The 242-nt window shown below is 69.4% G+C and carries 1 protein-coding gene; it reads right to left on the bottom strand.

Features of this window, described 5'->3' with window-relative positions; translation table 11 throughout:
- On the bottom strand, window positions 1-242 hold a 242-nt coding region (locus RVY79_RS21230; protein WP_317466596.1), incomplete at both ends, for a carbon starvation CstA family protein.

Genomic DNA, 242 nt, shown 5'->3' with positions numbered 1-242 from the left:
GAGGAACGCGCCAAACAGCGCGATCACGCCGGGCACCGTGCCCATCTCGCTCTTCACCAGGTCACCCAGCGAGCGCCCATCGCGGCGGCTGGAGATGAACAGCACGATGAAGTCCTGCACCGCGCCGGCAAACACCACGCCGGCCAGGATCCACAGCATGCCGGGCAGGTAGCCCATCTGCGCGGCCAGCACGGGGCCGACCAGCGGGCCAGCACCAGCAATGGCCGCGAAGTGGTGGCCGA

Source organism: Chromohalobacter sp. HP20-39 (assembly GCF_033052815.1).
Taxonomy (GTDB): domain Bacteria; phylum Pseudomonadota; class Gammaproteobacteria; order Pseudomonadales; family Halomonadaceae; genus Chromohalobacter.
This window is presented reverse-complemented; position numbering and strand designations above follow the sequence as displayed.